We start from the raw sequence: 19,950 nt of genomic DNA on the forward strand, positions 1-19,950 counted from the left end.
AGTATAGTAAAATGGTTTTAAATTGTCAATAAAATATACATATTTATTTTACTAAAAATTAAGTAAAATATAACATTCATATTATAAAAATAACTGTGTATAGAATGATATTTTAATTAATTTAAACTTAAAAAAATACTTAAATTTTAGTAAATATTCTGTATTGATTTTATATACTTTTGATAGTATTATTAATAAATAAAATAAATTGGTAAATGACTAATGAAAAATAACAATAAAATAAATCTTGCTGATATAGCAAAAAAAGCGGGTGTTTCCGTAGCTGCGGTATCTCTAGTTTTGAATAATAAAAACGGAGTTGGAGCAGAACTTTCTAAAAAAATTAATGAAATAGCTATGGATATGGGATATAAGCAGAATAAAAAAAATACTTATAACAAAAGAATAGCTTTTATAAAAATAGAGAGGCATGGACATATATTGAATGAAACTCACAATGTTTTTTTAGCTGATTATATACAAGGAACTATAGACAGAAGTAAAATATTAAATTATAAATTAGAAATTTTAAGTTATTCAAAAGATCAAATAAATTCTATTAAACCCTATATAGAATCAGAGAATTATTCAGGAATCATAATTTTAAGTACAGAACTTTATAGGGAAGATGTTGTGTTATTATCATCTATAGATATACCAATTGTATTTTTAGATGCTTATTATCCATATATAAAATGTCATTTTGTAACAATGAATAATGAGAACTGTATATTTCAATTAGTAGAGCATTTAGTTGATCTTGGACATAAGAGAATAGGGCTTGTTGACAGTAAATCCAATGCTTCAAATCTTATTATTAGGAGAGAGGCTTTTTATAAATCTTTAAAATATTTTAATTTGGAATTTGATTCAAAGGATTATTTTTTAGTGGATTCTGTTTATGATAAAACAGTTGCTGATATGGAAGAATATTTATCTAAAACTAAAGATATGCCTACAGCTTTAGTTTGTGTTAATGATACTATAGCTATAGGTATTATGAAAGCTTTAAAAAATGCAGGATATGATATACCTAAAGATATATCCATAGTGGGGCATGATAATTTACCTACCGGTTTATTTATAGATCCTATATTAACGACTATAGATGTACCTAAAATAAATATAGCACAATCGGCTGTTGATATATTGGATAAAGAAATAAGATTTCCTCAGAATGATTATTATAAAGTATGCATGATAAATGGAATGCTTATGCCTAGAGAAAGCAGTGCAAGAATAAATTTATAAGCGGACATTTCCTTGACGCAAAATTTTATTTTCTAAACAGTCATATAATGTAGAAGGAACTTTATTTTCTATAACTCCCGCATTAACTATTAAATCGACTTTGTCTTTATAAATTTCTGCTAATTTATTTCCGTCTAATATAACACCGTATCCGCTTGGATTGGCAGAAGGAGCTACTATAGGGGGAGTAGATTTTAATATAGTTTCCATATATTCATCTTTTGGAATTCTTAATGCTACTGTGGATTTTAAGTATAGGAAATTGTTTTTAAGAGAGTCAGAAAGAGGCATAATAAAAGTTAATTCTCCCGGAACATTGTTTTTTATTATATCAGGAACTTCCATATTTGAGAATTTACTGCAGTATTTTATATCTTTTATTAGTATCAAAAGAGGCTTATCTTTTTCTCTTTCTTTTATCTTATAAATCTTATTAACAGCATCAACATTAAAAGCATCAGCGAGCATTCCGTAAACTGTATCTGTAGGAGAAATTACAACACCGCCTTTATTTATTACTTTTATAACTTCATTTGCGGCATACTCTATACTTTCTTTGTTGTTTTTATCAATATTGATTATCATTGAAACTCACCTTTTGATTAAAGTAGGGTGAACAAATACGCTTGCAAATCCTCTTCTTTTAGCATTATGCAAGGCAAGTAAAACGGGAGCTATCTCTTTATCCATACTTTCTACATGGTAATTTTTTTTGTATGCTGTGTATGAAATACCTGCGGATATCGTATATTTTATTATCATTCCGTTATATTCTAATTCATTTTTATCAACAAAATTTCTTATCTCTTCTAATTTTTTATCATAGAATTTTATACTCATTCTATTAAATGCCACCATAAATTCATTATTATCAAAACGTGCAAGTATATCTTCTCTTCTGGTGGACTTTCTTAGCACTTCTGTAAATTTAAGCATTATCTCTTCTGCAGCAATAATACCAAATTCATTAATAATCTCTTCAAGCCCATCTATAGAAAAACAAGCAAGTACAATAGTTTCCTCATGTCTTACAGTTTCATAAAGAAGTCTTGTAAATTGTTCATAAAATTCTTTTTTGTTCCAAAGGCCTGTTTCCAAATCTACATTTAATATATCATCATATTTCTTTTGTGCTTCTTTATATGATTGATAATTTCTATTAGAAACTTCTGTCATATCATTTAAAGAATTCTGAAGATAATCTGCTTGTTTTATTAATTTTTGATGTTCTAAGTAAAGTTTTCTATATTTTAAACAGCTGTTTACTCTAACTACCAATTCCATTTCATCAAAAGGTATAAATATAAGTCCGTCAATTCCTAAATTAATAGCTTCTTCTATAAACTCCATTTTTCTATATGGAGTACTGAGCAGAATAACAGGCGTACCCTTTGTAGATTCCTGATTTTTAAATGTATCAAGCAGTTGCAAACCTTGGGAATCTCCTATATCAGCGTCAAGCAATATTAAATCTATAGTGCTTTCATTAGCTATATTTACAGCCTGTGAACGTGATTTTGTTGATATAGGGTTATAATGTCTCTCTCTTAGTATATCAACAAATCTTTCTAAAAGATCTGATCTGTGTTCTACTACTAAAATGTTTTCATTCATAATTAATTACATCTTTAAAAAGTATAAATTCATATATTACAATATCGTAAATTTATAGAATATATTGAATAAAAAATAGAAGCTGAATATCAATGAATTATCAATATTGACAAAATATATATGTTTATAATATAATAATTACCGACCATATTAATAAAAATATATTTAGATTGAATTATGTCAGAAAAAATTAGAAAATACCCAACCCTTTATGTGAAAAATTTTGCTAAAATTAAAGAGGCTGAAGTTGAACTAGCTCCGTTTACACTTTTTGTAGGCGACAACAACAGCGGAAAGAGTTATTTAATGACTTTAATTTATGGATTGATTCAATATACTAACAAAGTAATAGATATCATATTTAAAGATGAAAAAACTTTAGAAGAGCTTGAAGAATATAAAAAAACTAAAGATATTATAGATAATTATATTGAAACTTTAGATTTTGATAAATCAGAGAATATGTCTATTGAAGAAATAAAAAATTTTATAGATTTATTTAATGCATTATTGAATAAATACTCAAATAACGTAGTCAATTATATATTTAATTCAAGTAATGAAATTATTTTGGAATATATAGAATGTAAATTAAATTATGATAAATTTTTATTTAAAAAAGTTAAATCAAAGAATATTCGTGATGATATAGAAATATCTTTTATTGGTATAAGAAAAGGAGGGATAGAAAGAGGAGTTGGATATACAAAAGATAAAGTACGATATAGAGAAATTATAAAAAATATGGTTGATTTTATTATAAATAGTTATTTTCAAATACAATATGAACTTTCAAAAACAAATAAAATATTTTTGCCTGTTTCAAGAACTGGTTTTTTATTGACAAAAAGTGATATAGCTAGTTCTGCAATTATTGATAAATATGATAGATATACAGAAGAAAAAAATAATCAATACTTATCAAGACCTGTTATTGATTTTTTAAATCATTTAAATTATTTATCTAAACAAAATAATAAAATAGAACATATGACAAAAAAATTATATTTCATGATTAATTTCTTTGAAGAAAATTTAATCTCTGGACAAATAAATATTAATTCTGAAACAGGAAATATTTATTATCAGCCTAAAAATATGAATACAGAATTTCAAATGTATTTATCTTCTGCTGTTATTACAGAACTAGCACCTTTATACCTATTTTTGAAATACGGCTTAATAAAATATAGATTATTAATGGAAGAGCCTGAAATTTCTTTGCATCCTTATCTTCAGCAGCAATTAACAAGAGTTTTTATTAAATTAATTAATAGTCATATTCATATTTTAATAACAACTCATAGCGATACAATTATTCAGCATATAAATAATATGATTAAATTAAATGCTAATAGTGAAGATAAAAGAAAAGAGCTTATGCAAATTTATAATTATGATGAAGATGATTTGATTTCAGAAGATAAGGTTAAAATGTATCAGTTTGATATTGAAAAAGACGGATTTACCAAAGTGACGGAATTAGAGGGTTCTAAATATGGTTTTGAAGTTCCTACATTCCATGATTATTTAATCAAAGTATCTAAAGAATTCGACGACTTTATTGAAAAATTGGATAATTAATTTTATGCAAGAATTGTATGATAAAATATGTAAATTAAACAAGTATTATAATAAGGATATATTTGAATTTTATATTATCAATAGTAATTCATTTTGCCATGAAGAGAGTATTGAAGATAGTAATTCCAATCATAATATTATAAATTACAACATTATTCTGCCATACAATAATTGTATTTTAATTAGAAAAATAGAGGGAAATAATAAATTTTATCATTTAAATAAAAATAATTCAGCAGATATTTTTTTAATATCAAAAATTGCTGCTGATTCATATAAATTAGATATTTTGGAAATAAAATCATCTATTAGTATAACGGAATTAGAAAGATTATCAGATCAATTAATATATGGATATTTAAGAGTTATGACTTTGATATCACCCCTGCATTTAAATATTAATAAAATAGAGTTATATGTAGCTTTTTACGAAGATAATAATATATATACTAATTTAGATTATTTATCTAATTCCAAGCGAAAATTAGCAATGATGAATATTCCATGTTGGAAGCAAAATAAAATATATTTAGCAAAAACAATACCAAATAATTTTTTTAATTCTAAAGAAATCAATATAATAAAGTTGAGATATGATAATTATACTCTAAATAATAATAGGGCAATTATAAATATATAATATTAATAGCAAAAAATTCTTAATATATTTTAATATTTTTCGAAATTTATCTGTTATAGTAAAATATATATTTGAAATAAAAAGCATTTTGTGTTATTATATATAGTAATTTTTTAACAACTTATGGAGGATAAGTAAAATGAAAGTAGCAAAATTTGGAGGCTCTTCTGTAGCAAATGCAAGTCAGATAAAAAAGGTTGTAGATATAGTTCTAGCCGATAAGGATAGAAGAATTGTTGTAGTATCTGCACCTGGAAAGAGATTAAAAGAAGACACCAAAGTGACCGATTTACTTATTACTCTAGCTGAAACTATTATTTCCTGTAAGGATGGAAAATTAGAATTAAAAATTATTATAGAAAGATTTAAAAATATAGTAGATGAGCTTTCTCTTTCTAATGAACTTTTAGAAGAAATACAAAGTGATATATTAAAGAGAATAGCTGAAGATAAAAGCATTCCAACTAAATTTATAGATGGAGTTAAGGCTTTAGGTGAGGATTTATCTGCTAAAGTAATAGCAGCTTATATTAATTCACTTGGTGTTGATGCTAAGTATGTTAATCCTAAAGATGCAGGACTTCTTCTATCTGAGGAGTTTGGAAATGCGGCAGTTTTGGAGAAATCTTATGCTAATTTAGCTAAACTAAAAGATGAAACTTCTTTAGTAATATTCCCAGGATTTTTCGGATATACAGAAAAAGGAGATGTTGTAACTTTTCCTAGAGGAGGAAGCGATATTACAGGTGCTATTTTAGCTAAGGCTGTTAATGCAGAAGTTTATGAAAACTTTACTGATGTTGACGGAGTATTTGCAGCTGCTCCTAATATAGTTGATAATCCTAGATTGATAGAAGAGTTTACATATAGAGAGATGAGAGAATTAAGTTATGGTGGATTTAATGTACTTCATGCTGAGGCTTTACAGCCTGTTTATGAAGCTAATATTCCAGTTCATATACTTAATACAAATAATCCATCAGCTAAAGGTACTAGAATAGTTGCAAGCAGAAATAAAAATGTTAATCCTGTAGTAGGCGTTTCTGGAGAGGCTGATTTCTCTTGTCTTTATGTTAGTAAATATTTGATGAATAGAGAAGTGGGGTTTGGTAGAAAACTTTTAGAGATAATAGAAGATGAAAATATACCTTATCAGCATGCTCCTTCAGGAATAGATAATATTTCTGTAATAGTTAGAAATTCTGCAATTACAGAAGAAAAAGAAAAACGTATATATGAAAGAGTACGTGATGAACTTAATGTTGATAATGTTTATTTTGAACATGGACTTGCTTTGATAATGCTTGTTGGAGAGGGCATGCAGCAATGTATTGGTGTTTCTGCAAGAGCTATGCATGCTATGGAGAAATGCAATATCAATATAGAAATGCTTAACCAAGGCATAAGTGAAGTAAGTATTATGATAGGCGTTAAAGATGATGATTTAAATAGAGCTATAAAGAGTATATATAAATCTTTCTTTGAAGAGCATTAAAAAATAATCAGTAAAATTATTTTGGGCTTTAATTATTTTTTAATTAAAGCCCAATTTTTTTTTATATTAAATTGATTTTTTACGTAAATATAGTAGAATAATTTTTATTTTTTTGGAGAAACATTATGAATAAAGGTACAGTAAGATCCATTCCAATGCTTATTATATTATCAATAGTAACATGTGGTATTTATTATCTCTATTGGATTTATAAAACTACAGATGAAATTAAAAACTTTATGGAAAGAGAAGATATTAACCCAGCTTTGGAATTGATATTGACTTTAGTAACTTGTAATTTATATACTTTATATTGGTATTATAAATATGGAAAGATAGTATATTTAGAGATGACTAAAAAAGTAGGAATTGATAGTGTAGAAGATAGTACAATATTATTGGTAATATTAGATTTATTTGTAGCTATCGTATCATGTGCTATATTGCAAGATAAATTAAATACAATATGGAATAGTATTGATGATGATACAAAAGCTATAGAAATACATCCTGAAGAAAACGATAATCAATAAAGATTATATTATAATAAAAAAGGCTTACCTAAATTGGTAAGCCTTTTTTATTAAAATTAATTTGTTGTATCTAAAGTTTCTTCTACAGAAGAAGTGCTTCCTCCCATTACAGAGTTAGCTAAATCTTTTATTTTTTTACTAGCGGATGATTCAGATAATGTTTTTATAGCATCAAGCATATTTCCTGTAGGAGGAGAATCTTTATATAGATTTAGTATTTCAATTGTAATGGCTTCGGAATTATCATTTTTAAGTCTGTATATTAAAAGCTCTTCGATTTCTGATTCTGTTTTATAATTTCCTAAAGCCTTAATAGCATATATACGTACTGAATCGCTGTCATTTTTAGCAGCCTCTACAATATCCTTTTTTACATCACCATAAGCATTATACTCAGGAAGAATATATATAACTCTTGCTGTTATTTCCGGTAAATCTTCATCTAATAGCTTCTGAAGTATTTCATAATTTTCTGCACTAGGGTATGCTCCCAATGCTACAACTGCCATATAACGAACTAAAGCAGGCTCTCCTACATTTTGAGCAGAATTCCTAGCTATTTCTTCTCCTTTAGGGTCTTTAGTTTCACTAAAATATCTTAATATTTCCACTTTTGTACTTGATCCTACTATATTATTAGTATACTGTTCAAGTAAATAATCTGCTGCCATTGTTGATTTTATAGAACCTAAGGCATTTATCATACTGTCTAATACTAAACCTTTAGCATTTGTAATATCTGCCATAATATAAGTTTCAAATTTTATATCAGGATATATAGAACATAAATAATATGCATCCTTACGCACATTATCATTCTCATCTTGAATAGCATATTCTATTATAGATTTAGCATTATCATTTTTAACTTGTTTAAAAAAGTTAATGATTTCAGATTTAACTCTGCTATTCATCTCTTCAGGATAATGAGCTGCAAGCATTGCAATATCAGCCTCATTTTTAGTATTTTTAATTTTACCTATAGTTGCAATTTTTTGAGAAGGTGTTCCATATTGAAAAGTTTTTTCAAAATCTGGATTTGCTAATCCTATACTTGTGTTTGTAGTAGGTTCTGGTGATATTTCCGGGGTTGTTTCCTGTGAGAATAACTCGAAGCTAATACATAATAAAAAAATAAATATAATTTTTCTCATAAACAAAAATAAAAATCTCCTTAAAAGTTATTTTATATAAAGAAAACCCCTTCAATTTATAAAATTAAAGGGGTTTTAATATTTTCAAAAATTAATTTCCTTGGTACGTACTTTCTGCTTTAACATCCAAATTTGAAATATAAGTATTATATTTTACCATATCTTCATCATTTTCAATAACAATGAATTCGTATCTTCTTAAAGCATCCTGAGAAGGATATTCAGGCAAAGCCTCACCTAAAGGACTTTCTATTACTCTGTTAGAATCTACTCCTTTATTTAACAAGTAAGCCTTACCGTTTTTAGCTCTTAATACAGAAAGATTATAGTTATAAGGATAAGCTCTTCCTCTGTTGCTTGTATGAGCTTCTAAAACTATACTGGTATTAGTATTATTATTTAAAAACTCTACAACCTGTGAAAATACTGTATCAGCATTAGCAGGCATATTTGTTTCTACAAACTTGAAAATTATTTTAGGGTCAGTTTCAAGCACTTTACCTCTTTCTGTAAGTCTTATAGAAGCACCAGCAGGCAAATAAAGTTCTTTAGGTTCTTCAGGAGCTTGTTCCTCTTCTATAATAACATCCTCAGGAGTATCAGATTCTTCTTGTACCTGTTCTTCAGCAGGTGCTTCTCTTTCAGCAATAGCCTCTGCTGGAATACCGCCTTGAGTTGTAGTCTTACATGATACTATGACAAAGATCAATAAAATAAAAATAAATAAAATTTTTTTCATTATTTTGCTTAAACCTCGATATTATTTTGTTTCTGCATTAATGTCGACAGTTTTAGCAAAATCGTTATACTTTTTCAAATCATTTTCATCCATTATGATTATAAATTCGCATCTTCTATTTTCTTTTAAAGTAGGATATTCAGGTAAAGCCTCTCCAAATGCATTTTTTAATAATTTACTATTTGCAGCTCCCAATTTTATTATATAATTGAAGCTTGTATCAGATCTTCTTTTAGATAAATTATAATTATAAGGAGCAGGGCCATCTTTACTTGAGTTTCCTTCTACCATAATTCTAATATCTGGATTATCATTAATTATTTGATGAACTAGATTATAAGCCTCTTTGTAACTTCCTATTTCTATAGTTTTGTCAAAAGCAAATTTTACTTCATAGTTATTTGCCGGCTTTCCTACATCAGTTTTAGATTTAGGATCATGTAATACTAAAACACTGCCTCTAGGAGTATTTCTAACGGTAGCTCCATCCGGAAGATTTAATCCCTTTTTAGCTGATTGATTATCAGCCTGTTTAGTATTGAATCCGGAACCGCTTTCAGGTCCAGCAGCTACTGGGGCACTTTTACATGCTACAATAGCGATAAAACTTAAACACATAATTAAGACTATTTTTTTCATGTTTTTTCCCTTAAGAACAATATTTTAATTTTTGGTAATATTATGCTAATAACAATTAACATAATACTATTATAACAAGTTTTTAATTGCATTTGTAAAATATTTATTATTTTTAAAAAATATTTTATCATGTTTTAGAATTAAAAACTATAAGCTTTTATTATAAATCGGATAATTTTGAAAAATCATTATTTTTTATTATTTACATAAATACATTCGAATGTATCTCCTAAATTTTTCTTTTGTGCTATGGAGCGGTATAATTTTGAAATTCCTTTATTGTTTCTAATTAAATTTAAATTAAATATATCGCAGAATCTGTTATAATAAATACTTTGATTTTCTAAATTTATTCTTTTTAATGAATATTTAGATAGAAGTATATCTAAGGATTTAGGATTAGCCTCAAAAGCATGATCTGTAGGAACTATAGAAAAATAATTTTTATTGAATCTTCCGCTTATTCCATATCCATTTGGTGTGGCGAATGCTAATATTCCATCATCTTTAAGTGAATATAATATTTTACTTAAAATATTTTCAAAATTATATATATGCTCTACAACATACCATGCTGTAATTATATCGTATTCTTTTTCTTTGTATTCAAAATCTAATAATGAACAATTATGAACATTAAGATTTAATGTATTTATGCAGTAATCTGATGCATATTTGCTTATTTCTATACCTTCAGTATTATATCCATTTTCTGATGCTTCTTTTAGGAAAAAACCCATAGCACTGCCTATATCAAGTATTTTTCCTTTCGGTTTTATTTTCTTTATTTTTTCTAAACGTCTTCTGGCTAATGCTCTTAAATTTTCGCTGTCTTCTTCATAAGTTTTTCCATACTGATTCTTATAATCTTCTACAAAATATTTTGATGAATAATCCGTAAACGGAGGAAGAAAATATTTTCTAAATAATGTATCACATTTTTTGCATTTATATAAATTAGATTCTAAATTCCTATTTTTCATTTCTATAAAACTGCTTGAGCAGAAAGGACATTTTATATCTTTAAAATCTTTTATATTATCTATAATAGTTTTTATTCTTTCTAATGATTTTTCTGTATCTATTGAGTTAGCATTTTCTGTATATTTATTCTGTGTATCTCTGTCAAATAGAAATTCTTTTAATTTTTTTACAGCTTCATTTATATTAACATTCTCAAAAAAGCCTATATTAAAAAATAAATCCCTCTGACTTTTAGCTAAATCATCATGGTATTTTGTAGGTGAAAGCAATACTGTTGGTATTGAGGCTTCTATGCATTCAAAAGCTGTAAGCCCGAAATATGTAATAACTGCACTATATGGTTTTGAAAAAATATCCGGGCTGAAATTTATATATTTTATATTAGGATATTCGCTTTCTTTTTCTATATCTATTAAAACGAAATCCTTATTTTCAATTCTGCTTATAATTTCTAACGCTTTTTTCTTTAATTCATTATTAAATCCCAAATAAAGCAGAACAGGGGCATTCTCATCATATTTAGGTTTTACATTTGAATTCAAAATAGTAGCTATAAAAGGCTTTATATTAACATCTTTAGAATTATCAACATTAGGAAGCATTTCTATAACTATGTCGGCAAATTTTCTTTCATTTCCTACGCTGTCAATTATAATAACATTTGATATAGTTTTAAGTTCTTTTATAAATCTTGATTCTACTTCTCTGCTGTCTACTATTATTAAATAAGGGTTAATAGATTTTATTTCATTATATTTGCAAGTTTTTATACTTGCATCTTTGAATATATCGCTGTTATTATTAATAGAAGAAAATACAAAATTGTAATAATCTTTTAATTTATTAGCTATAAACTTCATGCGGGTTATATGCCCAAATCCGTATATAGTTCCTATGTCTGTTATTATACATATATTATTGTTGTGCATTAGAGTGTACTTATTCTTAAATATTATTTTAATTGCTATGCATTATATAATAAAAAAATATAATTACAAATAAAAAACTTACAGCATATTAAAAAAGTTAATAACAATATGTTATTTTTAAATTTCAGAGTAAAAGTTATTAAAATTTTGAAGGGCGGGATAGTAAAAATTAAATATAAAAAACCCCAAATAGTATTAAACTATATGGGGTTCATTATATACAAATATTTAATTATTCGCTTAAAATCTTTCTTAAAACTTCATTAACAAGTTTAGGGTTACCCTGTCCCTTAGTAGCTTTCATTGTCTGACCTACTAAGAAACCGAATGATTTTTCTTTACCTGCTTTGAAGTCTGCTACTGATTTAGGATTTTCTTCTAAAACTTTTCTGATTATTGTTTCAAGCTCACCTGTATCGCTAACTTGCTTGATGCCTTTTTTCTCAACTATAGCAGAAGGAGCTTCTCCTGTTTCGCACATATCCTCAAAAATTTCTTTAGCTATTTTACCGCTTATAACGCCTTCATCTATAAGTTTGAAAATCTCACCTATATGCTCTGCTTTAGGTTTGAAATCTTTTATAGTTTGAAGTTTTTTATTTAAGTAAGCATTAACTTCAACCATTATCCAGTTGCTTATTTTCTTAGGCTGTTTAGGATAAGCTTTAACTGCTGCCTCATAATAATCAGCTAATGCAGCATCTTCTGTTAATACAACTATATCCTGATCTGGTAAATCATAATCTTTTTTAAGTCTTTCGCGTTTTTGCTGAGGAAGTTCTGGAAGCTCTTTTTTAGCCTGTTCAATTTCTTCATCTTTAAGAACTAAAAGAGGTATATCTGGGTCTGGGAAATATCTGTAATCTGCAGCACCCTCTTTTGAACGCATACCCTTTGTAGTGTTTTCTTTAGCATCGTAAAGTCTAGTTTCTTGTAAGATTTTCTCGCCGTTATTTAAAGCTTTAATTTGTCTTTTTATTTCATAGTCAATAGCAAGTCTTACATTTCTAAAACTGTTCATGTTTTTTACTTCAGTTTTAGTACCAAGTTCAGTACTTCCTTTAGGGCGTATAGAAACGTTGGCATCGCATCTTAAAGAACCTTCTTCCATGTTACAATCAGAAACATCAATATATTTAAATATTTTTTTAAGCTCTGTTAAATATTGATAAGCTTCCTCACCTGTAGAAATATCAGGCTCGCTTACACATTCTATCAAACAGCATCCAGCACGGTTTAAGTCTACATAGCTTAAAGGTCTTCCTGTATCATCATGCACAAGTTTACCAGCATCTTCTTCCATGTGTATTCTATTTATTCTTATACTTTTATTATAAGAAGAACCATCATCATTAAGTACAGTTATATCAAGATGACCTTCTGTACAGATTGGTTCGTCCATTTGAGTAATCTGATAATAAGAAGGCAAATCCGGATAAAAATAATGTTTTCTAGCGAATCTGCTTTTCTTTTGAATAGTGCAGTTAGTAGCAAGTCCTGCTTTGATAGTTTTATGCACCATTTCTTTATTAACTATAGGCAAAGTACCAGGGTGAGCCTGACATCTTGGACAAGTAAGAGTGTTTGCAGGAGCACCGAAAGTGTTTGGGCATGAACAGAATGCTTTAGTTTTAGTATTAAGCTGAACATGCACTTCTAATCCTATGACTGCTTCATATTCCATATTATTTAATCCTAATTATTAAAGTAATTTTTAAAAATATTATGTTTATTTTATATGAATTCGTATTTTTTTTCAACATATAGTTAAACTCTTTTTCGTTTATTAAGATTTGAAAACAATAAAAAATTGAAAGTATATAGTAATAGGGTAGAATGTAAATAAAAATTAATTTTTATTATAATGAGCTTCTTTTACCTTCTTCCATATAGTGTTTAATTTATTTTGCATAATAATATCAGGAATAAGCAGCATAGCAGTAATTAGTAGAACAACAATAATAAATGCTAATATAGTACCAGCAAATATTAATAATATTTCAGGATTCAAAGTAAAACTATTATATGCTCCTCCGTAAAGTACTGCCATACCGCTTACCAATACTCCCATAACAAAAGCAAATATTAATCCCCCTATAATTGGCATACCTACAAATAATACGATAATAAATGAAACCATACTTATTTGAGTAACATCATTTTTATCGTTTTCATCAATTTTTAAAGCTATTTCTTTATGAATAATATTTCCGTATTTATTATACCAAAATATGCTGTAAAGATTGCAGGTAATAATACTAAGCAACAGTTCTAATTCAGGAGATATGTCCTTTCGTTTAGTAAATTTTTTAACTTCTAAGCTGATATAATAAATCCAATAGAAATGGTATATTCCTAAAGTAAAGAAGTTTAGAATAAACATTGCAGGAATTGATCTTACAGCACCTATATTCATAAAATTATTTCCATTATTGCTATGTTCGCCTCGCCTTAAAGTAGTGAATAAGTAAACTTATTCACACGTCTGTGCCCCTGTGGGGCTGGCTCGGCTCACTTGTTTGTTGCTATGTTCGCGACGAAGTCCACATTGAGAAGCAATGTGCAGCCGCCTTAAATAAGCTAGTGAGTAAACTCACTAGCTGGCTTCGGCACGCTTCGCGAAAGTGCATATTAAAAACCTATTTATTAAATGTAAAAACTTGTTAGTAATTAATAAAATCCAACAATATTGCCTCACTTCCTTTATCAGAAAAAAGATATATAACAAAATAATCATTTAATTTATTAAAATATCTCCAAGTTTTATCTGCGAACCATGAATAAAGCCATGAATCGTACCTTTGCCGTCATTATCATCAGGGGGTAAGTAATACACTTCAATCCAGTTTTTTTCCCAATCACTTAAATTGCCGTTAATATCAGCTTCCAATAAAAGTCCACCATTATTAATCATATCATTTTTCAAAATCTTTCCTATTATTTTTCCATTTGGTTTATCTCTTATATTCACATAATCATCTTTAGAATTATATTCAAGAGTATCATAATAATTTCTATCATAATTATCTTTAGTAAAATACTCTGTTTTAATATCTCCTAATAGTTTAAAATTTACAAGCTCTCCATAAGCCTCTCTTCCTGCTTCACCTTCTCCATAAAAAGAATAGTTTCTTATTGTTACCTCCGCCCTTACAGCAGCAGCACCTAAAAATCTTTTATTTAAAGGTTCTGGTAATTTTACTTTAATATTTTCTAATAAAACTCCGAAGTCTAATCTTTCAAATTCTTTATATTAAAAATAACATAAATTGTCAAAGACAAATAACATTCAAACACTAGACAAATAATATTCAATTTTGACAAATCACATTGAACTTCAAAATAAAAATTCATGCTAATTCTAAGATTAATATGCTGGTAAATACAGAGATGTATTTTTTATAAAAAACAATACTTTAAGGAGTAAAAAATGTTAGTAAAAGAATTCAAAAAAGAATTAGAAAACTTTGAAGATGATGCTCAAATATTTGTTCGTGTCAAAGATGAAAAAGATAGAATCACTTTAGCAGATTTCGGAGGAATAATTACAAGTGAAGAATTAGGACTTGGAGTTATAGTTCCTTTATTTAAGGTAAATAAGGAGAAATAAATGTCGGATTTGATAAAAAGTGATAACAAGAAAGACATATTTGTTTCTAATCAGCCAAATATAGAAACTAACAAAAATACAAAAACTTTATGCTATGAAGCAGAACCTCAAATACTATCTTTAGACATAATTTACTTAATTGAAAGAGGCATTGAAGATTTAGACTGCAATGTAGAGTTTGATTTAGATGACGGAAATTATCCTTCAGATTTAGCTCCTAGCAGTTATGAGAAAATAGAAGAAACATTAAAAAAAGCAGGTATTGATATTGAGGCATTAAATAAGCAGATCAATAAGGCTATGTTTGGAGAAGACGAATGTTTGAAATATTATCCGTATAAGGAGGTTGAAGAAGAATGAAATGTGATATGTGTAAAGAATATTTTGATGATAATGAATATTTGTTTGAAGTGAATATCGAAGATTCAGGAAGCAGAACCTGTTATGAATTATGCGAAGAATGTGCTGATAAAGTTAGGGATTATATAGAAAGCTATTATAAAAAGCAAAAAGAAAAAGAACGTATATATGGTTCATCAAATTAGTAGGAATAAAAAACAAAATGAAAACAGAAGAGATTAAAGAGCAGATAAAACAATATGATGATGATTTAATAATAAAAATTAAGGACTGTAATAATATTGAATTAGTAAAAAGCTGGGGTGATTTGTATTTTGATATTTTTGAGAATTGTAATCATAAGGTGCGAAACATTAAAGCAGCTGATTTAAAAAAGAAATTAGCTAACGGAGCTTCAAATGTTATGGTGCGTAAAGGAAACAGTATTTTTCCAATTATCAAAATATCTAAAAGAGGTAAATATTTAATAATTCAATATTAAGGAGGTGTTAAATGGCTATGGAACATAGAAAAGCAATAGAATGGTCAATAATGATGGCAGAAATGGAGCTTGATGAAGGACTTGAGGCAAATACTTCGGAAATGGTTCAGATATGGAAAGAACAGGGATTAAAAGTAAATGATAAAGCCAATATCTATGAAAAAATTGGAACACTTGACAGTATGTCATTTATAGATTGTTTGAATGAACCTGAAAGAAAACTCTATAAAACAATATATGAATATACAAGAGAGTCAAAAATTGCCAAAGTAATGGAAGAAAATATTAAATAATTTTTATTGGGGGTATCCAATGATAAAAGCTATTAAAGAAAAAATAAAAAATTTTTTCAAACATCGTAAATATTTAGTATGTCCTGTATGCGGGGATAATGTAGAAGGCAGTTGCAGAGTATTGAATCTAACTGTAGACGGCACGGTTGGGGCTTATGCTTTACATAGAGAATGCGAAAAGAAATTAGAAGAGTCAGGAAGTCAAATAAAACTAAAGAAAGTACAAACTTTATATTAAAAATGAAAAGGAGAACAATATGCAAGTAATGAGCAAGGCATCTTATGAACAGCCTCAAACAGGATATGTAAAAGCAAAATGTTTATCAGTTGTAGACGGAAGATATGATAAAGCAGTTTATAACGGTATAGAAAAATGGACAAGAAGAGTATTTTTGATTTTTGAAATTAATCAAAAAGTAACTAGAGGGGAAGAAAAATATATAGGTAAAAATATGATATTTCCAAAAGAGTTTACATCATCGGCAAGTCCTAATTCTATTTTAAGAAAAATGCTTGAAGAATGTAGAGGTAAAAGATTTGGAGAAAAAGTTGATTCTAAAGGTAATATCATATTGATGACAGAAAAGAAAAATGAAGAAACAGGAAAAATAGAAGAAGTGCCTTTTAAAATAGAAAGTTTACAGGGGCTTGATTGTATTTTGCTATTTGAGAATGTAGGAAAAGATAAGAACTATATTACTATAACAAAAATATTACAACTTCCTAGAAATGAAGAACCTATCATAAGGGAAAATAACATAGGATATTATCCTGATTATTTGGCAAGAAAAATAACTTTAAGACCTGAAGTAAATCCTGATGAATTATCACAGCCTATAAGAGGCTATCCTGATGGTTATTTAGTGGAAGAAGAAGATGATGATGAAGTACCTTTCTAATGAAAAAGATCAGTTTGAGATTTCTTTTTCTGAAGATGATTATTTAGAAGATAAAAATAATATTGATTGTGATGATTGGCTTAATATAAAAACGCCATTTGATGATGATTAAAGGAATATTATTATGCTTGAAAGATTAACAAAGATAGAAAAAGAGATAGATTTTTTATTTCAAGGCTGTGAACCTCATAATATTCCTGACATAAGAATAAAGCATATTTTAGGATGCGGGCTTACAAAAGATAAAGTGATTATAAAAGTTTTGAAAGATATTTATGAGGCAAGACAAAGAGGCATCAATATAGAAGAATTGAAATATTTAAGAGAGGGTTAATAAAAAATTAATTATTAGGGGGGATAGTACAATGGAGAAAATATTAAAAAATCAAGAAGAAGAAATTGCTTTTCAATGGAGAGGCAATTCAGAAAATCCTGATATAAAGAAGGCTATAGAGTTAAAAATAGCTTTTATAATGCCTGGTATGTCTGATGATACAACTCTTTGGGTAAAGACAGGAGAATATGAGGCAGCAGCTAAAGAAACAATAGCAAGAGTAAAATATCAGAATGTGCCTATGGATTATTGGATAGTTATTTCGGATTGTATAGAAAAAGATAATGAAATAAAACATGTAAAGAAAGTAAAAATCATAAAAGATAAAAAGTTTTCAAGCAAATATCATATTCTAAATGATGAACCTACTCTATTTGATAACGAAGAAAATGAAACTGAAGAAGATAAACATCTGAAAGGAGAATTAAAAGAGGCAGTACAAAATTTCTCGGATAAAACAGGTATTAAAGTAGAGGTTTGCTGATTATGGAACATTCTTTTGATATAAAAATAGCAGAAAAATACGGCGTAGTAGAAGCTATTGTTTATAAAAATTTGCTTTTTTGGATTATGAAAAATAAAGCAGAAGGCAAAAATTACCATGACGGTAAATATTGGTCATATAATACTATTAAATCTTTTCAGGAGTTGTTTCCTTATCTTTCTTATGAAAAAATAAGAAATGCTATTAATAAACTTGTAGAGAAAAAAGTATTATTAAAGGGAAATTATAATGTTAATAAATATGACAGAACTTTATGGTATGCTTTTGTTGAAGAGCCTGAGGAATTAAAAACTATAAAAGCACCTATTGATAATAACAATTCCAATACTGAAAATAAAAAAATAGATGATGATAATAACATAAATCCAAATGGCAATAACAATAATCCAAATGGTGATGGTAACAAATCCAATTTAGGAAATCCACAAATGGATTTAGGAAGCAGCCCAAATATTGCAGATATAAGCACTAATAATAATACTAATATAACCCAATATAATAATACAGATTTTTTAAACGGCGAAAAAAAATCTGAAGTTTATTTGGAAATTAAAGATGGTGTAACCCGTTACAAAGGGATTAGCAGCTTCGATATATTTGCTAAATATACTGTTCATTTTTTGTCAATACTGCTTGCGAATACCGGAACTGAATTAAAAAATTATTTAAAACCTATAGAAATAGACAGACTTAAAAACAATTTTGAAAACAGAGTATCTAATTCAGGAAGTGCTTTGCTTTTTGCTTTAGATGAGGCTTTTAAGCAGCCTATTTCATACAGACAGATTAATTTTATAAAATGCTTGAATATATATTTAATAGAAGGTTCTAATTTGTCTTTAAAAGACACTGAATATACAGAACAGATTATAGAACTTGAATATTATAAAGGATAATATATGGCAAAACAGGTTAATAAAACAGAAGTATCTTCTTTGAGTGAAGAAGAAAGAGAAAAGAAAAAATTATCTCATAGATATTTTTATTTAAAAGAGATGATTAATTTTAAAAATGAATATGGTATTGAAAATATTGATGCTGTATATCTTTTTAGATTTTTATGTCTGCTCGATAATTTTTGCTCATATAAAAACATATCTATAGAAAAATATATAAATATGTCTATGAATGAAAGTTTTTATCTTAGTATAAAAGAAAAATTATCAAATGAGGCAGAGTTTAGAAAGTCTACTATTAAAGCTATAGAACTTTGCGTAGAAGTTTGTCAAAAGCAGTATGATAATAAAAAATTAGACAGATTATATTATATTGATGATTTTATTTCAGATTTATCAGTTTTTGCAGGTGAGAGATATGCCTATGTTGGACATTCATATAATTTTTATTCTCCAAGCATATTTTTAGAAGAAGATCCTCTCTATGATAATGAAATAAAGCCTGATATAGAAAAAATAAAATCAAATGATGCTTTATCTGATGCTCAAAAAATTATAGAAATACAAAAAATAACTTCTGATTATATTTCAAATTATACAGAAAAAATAGCTGATTTAAAAAAATTGAAGTTAGAAAGAAAAGCTGATGAAAAACTTAGAGGTTATTGTTTAGCAAAACAATTAATAGAAGAAAGTCAAAGAGGTGCTTTATGATTAAAAATACTTCTAAAATAGCTAAGAAAAAAATAGACAGTAAAGGCATTACAAGAACTCAAAAAGAAAAAATATTGAAATACGTTAAAGAAGTTAATCGTCCTGTTACAAGAAATGAAATAGCTAATGCTTTAGGATTTTCTATTAATGCAGTATGCGGCAGAGTATGGACTTTAATTAATGAGGATAAAGAGCTTGTAGAAGAAGAAGAGATGATATTATGCAGTGTGTCGGGGTTCAAGTGTCATGCTGTAAAAATTAATCCAATAAAACAAGGTAGATTATTTTAAAAAATA

At 27.3% G+C, this 19,950-nt stretch carries 26 protein-coding genes and 1 pseudogene; 18 read left to right on the forward strand and 9 right to left on the reverse strand.

The window, feature by feature from the left end:
- Window positions 1-222 precede the first annotated feature (222 nt).
- Window positions 223-1,251, forward strand: coding sequence for a LacI family DNA-binding transcriptional regulator (locus tag T324_RS0102635; protein ID WP_028328837.1), 1,029 nt, complete (start codon window positions 223-225; stop codon window positions 1,249-1,251).
- Here the strand turns inward: T324_RS0102635 and T324_RS0102640 are convergent.
- Entirely contained in the window at window positions 1,246-1,836 is a 591-nt protein-coding gene (locus tag T324_RS0102640) for an L-threonylcarbamoyladenylate synthase (protein WP_028328838.1), read from the reverse strand. The two genes, T324_RS0102635 and T324_RS0102640, sit on opposite strands and share 6 nt — an antisense overlap.
- Window positions 1,837-1,842: 6 nt before the next feature.
- Window positions 1,843-2,865, reverse strand: coding sequence for a GGDEF domain-containing response regulator (locus tag T324_RS0102645; RefSeq protein WP_028328839.1), 1,023 nt, complete (start codon window positions 2,863-2,865; stop codon window positions 1,843-1,845).
- Between the two features lie 177 nt (window positions 2,866-3,042).
- On the opposite strand from T324_RS0102645, the gene T324_RS0102650 reads away from it, so the two are divergent.
- From T324_RS0102650 to T324_RS0102665, 4 genes are all read left to right on the forward strand, one after another.
- Window positions 3,043-4,449, forward strand: a complete 1,407-nt coding sequence (locus T324_RS0102650; RefSeq protein ID WP_028328840.1) for an AAA family ATPase — start codon at window positions 3,043-3,045, stop codon at window positions 4,447-4,449.
- Window positions 4,450-4,453: 4 nt separating this feature from the next.
- A complete protein-coding gene (locus T324_RS0102655) occupies window positions 4,454-5,089 on the forward strand; it encodes a hypothetical protein (RefSeq protein ID WP_028328841.1) in 636 nt (211 codons plus the stop codon).
- Window positions 5,090-5,228: 139 nt separating this feature from the next.
- A complete protein-coding gene (locus T324_RS0102660) occupies window positions 5,229-6,584 on the forward strand; it encodes an aspartate kinase (RefSeq protein ID WP_028328842.1) in 1,356 nt (451 codons plus the stop codon).
- A gap of 125 nt (window positions 6,585-6,709) precedes the next feature.
- Window positions 6,710-7,117, forward strand: a complete 408-nt coding sequence (locus T324_RS0102665; RefSeq protein WP_028328843.1) for a DUF4234 domain-containing protein — start codon at window positions 6,710-6,712, stop codon at window positions 7,115-7,117.
- Window positions 7,118-7,173: 56 nt separating this feature from the next.
- Here the strand turns inward: T324_RS0102665 and T324_RS0102670 are convergent, their stop codons facing one another.
- From T324_RS0102670 to T324_RS16575, 7 genes and pseudogenes are all read right to left on the reverse strand, one after another.
- Window positions 7,174-8,271 carry a HEAT repeat domain-containing protein gene (locus T324_RS0102670; protein ID WP_028328844.1) on the reverse strand — a complete coding sequence of 366 codons (1,098 nt, stop codon included), beginning with the start codon at window positions 8,269-8,271 and terminating at the stop codon, window positions 7,174-7,176.
- Window positions 8,272-8,362: 91 nt separating this feature from the next.
- A complete protein-coding gene (locus T324_RS0102675) occupies window positions 8,363-9,010 on the reverse strand; it encodes an OmpA family protein (RefSeq protein WP_028328845.1) in 648 nt (215 codons plus the stop codon).
- Window positions 9,011-9,031: 21 nt separating this feature from the next.
- A complete protein-coding gene (locus T324_RS0102680; protein WP_028328846.1) occupies window positions 9,032-9,649 on the reverse strand; it encodes an OmpA family protein in 618 nt (205 codons plus the stop codon).
- Window positions 9,650-9,837: 188 nt separating this feature from the next.
- Window positions 9,838-11,562 carry a class I SAM-dependent methyltransferase gene (locus tag T324_RS0102685; protein WP_028328847.1) on the reverse strand — a complete coding sequence of 575 codons (1,725 nt, stop codon included), beginning with the start codon at window positions 11,560-11,562 and terminating at the stop codon, window positions 9,838-9,840.
- 232 nt (window positions 11,563-11,794) lie between these two features.
- Window positions 11,795-13,246 (reverse strand): Asp-tRNA(Asn)/Glu-tRNA(Gln) amidotransferase subunit GatB, encoded by a 1,452-nt coding sequence (gene gatB, locus T324_RS0102690; RefSeq protein ID WP_028328848.1) that lies wholly within the window; start codon window positions 13,244-13,246, stop codon window positions 11,795-11,797.
- A 165-nt stretch (window positions 13,247-13,411) separates the two neighbouring features.
- Window positions 13,412-13,978: a DUF4234 domain-containing protein gene (locus T324_RS0102695; RefSeq protein WP_028328849.1), complete on the reverse strand. Its 567-nt coding sequence runs from the start codon at window positions 13,976-13,978 to the stop codon at window positions 13,412-13,414.
- A 321-nt stretch (window positions 13,979-14,299) separates the two neighbouring features.
- A pseudogene (locus tag T324_RS16575) lies at window positions 14,300-14,815 on the reverse strand (hypothetical protein); the annotation flags it as partial.
- A gap of 177 nt (window positions 14,816-14,992) precedes the next feature.
- On the opposite strand from T324_RS16575, the gene T324_RS0102705 reads away from it, so the two are divergent.
- From T324_RS0102705 to T324_RS0102765, 13 genes are read left to right on the forward strand one after another with little or no spacing between them, the layout of a single operon-like run.
- Entirely contained in the window at window positions 14,993-15,172 is a 180-nt protein-coding gene (locus T324_RS0102705) for a hypothetical protein (protein WP_028328851.1), read from the forward strand.
- Window positions 15,173-15,532 carry a hypothetical protein gene (locus T324_RS0102710; protein WP_028328852.1) on the forward strand — a complete coding sequence of 120 codons (360 nt, stop codon included), beginning with the start codon at window positions 15,173-15,175 and terminating at the stop codon, window positions 15,530-15,532.
- On the forward strand, window positions 15,529-15,717 hold the full coding sequence (locus tag T324_RS0102715) for a hypothetical protein (protein WP_028328853.1): 189 nt from the start codon (window positions 15,529-15,531) through the stop codon (window positions 15,715-15,717). The genes T324_RS0102710 and T324_RS0102715 overlap by 4 nt, the downstream gene beginning before the upstream one ends.
- Window positions 15,718-15,734: 17 nt before the next feature.
- Entirely contained in the window at window positions 15,735-16,013 is a 279-nt protein-coding gene (locus T324_RS0102720) for a hypothetical protein (protein WP_028328854.1), read from the forward strand.
- 11 nt (window positions 16,014-16,024) lie between these two features.
- Window positions 16,025-16,306 carry a hypothetical protein gene (locus tag T324_RS0102725; protein WP_028328855.1) on the forward strand — a complete coding sequence of 94 codons (282 nt, stop codon included), beginning with the start codon at window positions 16,025-16,027 and terminating at the stop codon, window positions 16,304-16,306.
- 19 nt (window positions 16,307-16,325) lie between these two features.
- On the forward strand, window positions 16,326-16,544 hold the full coding sequence (locus tag T324_RS0102730; RefSeq protein WP_028328856.1) for a hypothetical protein: 219 nt from the start codon (window positions 16,326-16,328) through the stop codon (window positions 16,542-16,544).
- A gap of 19 nt (window positions 16,545-16,563) precedes the next feature.
- A complete protein-coding gene (locus tag T324_RS0102735; RefSeq protein WP_028328857.1) occupies window positions 16,564-17,205 on the forward strand; it encodes a hypothetical protein in 642 nt (213 codons plus the stop codon).
- Complete coding sequence (locus T324_RS18720) at window positions 17,183-17,317, forward strand: hypothetical protein (protein ID WP_281171793.1); 135 nt, start codon at window positions 17,183-17,185, stop codon at window positions 17,315-17,317. The genes T324_RS0102735 and T324_RS18720 overlap by 23 nt, the downstream gene beginning before the upstream one ends.
- A gap of 12 nt (window positions 17,318-17,329) precedes the next feature.
- Entirely contained in the window at window positions 17,330-17,539 is a 210-nt protein-coding gene (locus T324_RS0102745; RefSeq protein ID WP_028328858.1) for a hypothetical protein, read from the forward strand.
- 31 nt (window positions 17,540-17,570) lie between these two features.
- Window positions 17,571-18,023, forward strand: coding sequence for a hypothetical protein (locus tag T324_RS0102750; RefSeq protein ID WP_028328859.1), 453 nt, complete (start codon window positions 17,571-17,573; stop codon window positions 18,021-18,023).
- Between the two features lie 2 nt (window positions 18,024-18,025).
- Window positions 18,026-18,940 (forward strand): hypothetical protein, encoded by a 915-nt coding sequence (locus T324_RS17645; protein WP_028328860.1) that lies wholly within the window; start codon window positions 18,026-18,028, stop codon window positions 18,938-18,940.
- A gap of 3 nt (window positions 18,941-18,943) precedes the next feature.
- Window positions 18,944-19,654 (forward strand): hypothetical protein, encoded by a 711-nt coding sequence (locus T324_RS0102760; protein WP_028328861.1) that lies wholly within the window; start codon window positions 18,944-18,946, stop codon window positions 19,652-19,654.
- Window positions 19,651-19,944, forward strand: coding sequence for a FaeA/PapI family transcriptional regulator (locus T324_RS0102765; RefSeq protein ID WP_028328862.1), 294 nt, complete (start codon window positions 19,651-19,653; stop codon window positions 19,942-19,944). The genes T324_RS0102760 and T324_RS0102765 overlap by 4 nt, the downstream gene beginning before the upstream one ends.
- The last annotated feature ends 6 nt before the right edge of the window (window positions 19,945-19,950 follow it).

It is taken from the genome of Brachyspira alvinipulli ATCC 51933 (genome assembly GCF_000518245.1).
Taxonomy (GTDB): domain Bacteria; phylum Spirochaetota; class Brachyspiria; order Brachyspirales; family Brachyspiraceae; genus Brachyspira; species Brachyspira alvinipulli.